This window comes from Intrasporangium chromatireducens Q5-1 (genome assembly GCF_000576575.1).
GTDB classification, from domain to species: domain Bacteria; phylum Actinomycetota; class Actinomycetes; order Actinomycetales; family Dermatophilaceae; genus Intrasporangium_A; species Intrasporangium_A chromatireducens.
Map to the genome: position 1 here is coordinate 1 of NZ_AWQS01000468.1, position 1,369 is coordinate 1,369.

Genomic DNA, 1,369 nt, shown 5'->3' on the forward strand with positions numbered 1-1,369 from the left:
CCCGATTAAAGTACCGACCCCCCGGGCCTCTGGCGGATCGTGACTTTAACTCTGACCTGCGACGACACCCGCTCGCACTGTCTCAGTACAAGTGGATCGGGAACGCGCAACTGGGCAATCGAGAACGGCCCTACTGGTGCGCTCCGAACGTTCCTCCGCAATCACCCAGTGCTGGTGCGGCCGGCAAGCCCGGGTGGGTGGACGTCGCGAGCGAACTGGGTGAGCCGCCCCTTGGGGCGCACCAGTCCGGCATCTCGTATGGAGGTGAACCGCGGTGGACCAATGGCGTCGACCGGCTCCTCACGAATGCGCTCCCTTTCGTTGACACCGTACGGCAGCACCGACCGGCACACGGCGCCGTCACCTTGTGGAGGATGTTGCCGCGACTCGCGAACCTTCGGCCAAGGCCGAAGCCAAGCCTGCCGTGCGCTCGGGCCGGTGTCAGGTAGCCCTCCTCGTGACGGTGGGTGCGCGACGGATCGATACGAAGGCGAACACGGCGGCAACGACCGGGACGAGGATGATCGGTGCCGCGATCTGCAGCCACGGGATGGCGACGAACGGCCCGACCACATCTGGCACGTCCACCATGTCGACGAACCCGCCGTGGCTCTGTCCGCTGGTCGTCGTGACGGTCTTGGCCGCAGCGATCCCAGGCAGGAGCCCGATCGCCGCCCCGGCGACCGCACCGAGGCCGGAGAGGAGGAACGCCTGGGCGGCCGCGAGCTTGCGACGGGTCATCCTGGTGGCCCCGACCGCGGCGAGGGTGCCCATCATCGGCAGTTGTTCCGCCATGGAGAGCGCGGTGGAGACGAAGGTCGCGACGAGGATGATCAGCCCGATGATCCCCATCAGCACGAGGATGGCGACGGTGTCGTCGCGCTGGAAGCCGCGCTCGACGCGGACCGACGCGTTCTCCGATGCGGGCCGCAGTGCATCTGTGAGCTTGGCCTCGGTGTTGCCAGAGATGGCGCCATCGGGATCCACGAGTTGCACCAGCCCGGGAAGGCTCATCCAGCCCTGTTGGTCGGCGGTCTCCGCGGGGAGGTAGGCACTGTAGCCGCCCATGTCTCGTGACTGACCGAGAACGAACTGGTCCCAAGGAATCACGAGGGCGTGAACGGGGACGGTCTTTGGTGAGCCTGTCGGCTCGAAGTTGCCATTCGCATCGGTCACGCCGTCGGCGACCCAGAAGCGAACCGTTCCGTCCTCGACGTCGCTGGGCACGGGCCCGCGGCCGCTCGACCCTGCTCTGTGAGGCGGTAGGTGATCCGGCCCTCGTCGTCAGCCCCGTCGACCGGCTCGACCAAGCCGTCCCGCTCCAGGCGGGCCAGGGTAGTGTAGACCTGCCCGATGTTGAGCGGCCACG

At 67.5% G+C, this 1,369-nt stretch carries 1 protein-coding gene and 1 pseudogene; both read right to left on the bottom strand.

The window, feature by feature from the left end; translation table 11 throughout:
- Positions 1 to 441: 441 nt before the first annotated feature.
- A complete protein-coding gene (locus tag N864_RS22270; protein WP_081794136.1) occupies positions 442 to 1,068 on the bottom strand; it encodes an FtsX-like permease family protein in 627 nt (208 codons plus the stop codon).
- A 170-nt stretch (positions 1,069 to 1,238) separates the two neighbouring features.
- A pseudogene (locus N864_RS25780) lies at positions 1,239 to 1,369 on the bottom strand (PadR family transcriptional regulator); the annotation flags it as partial.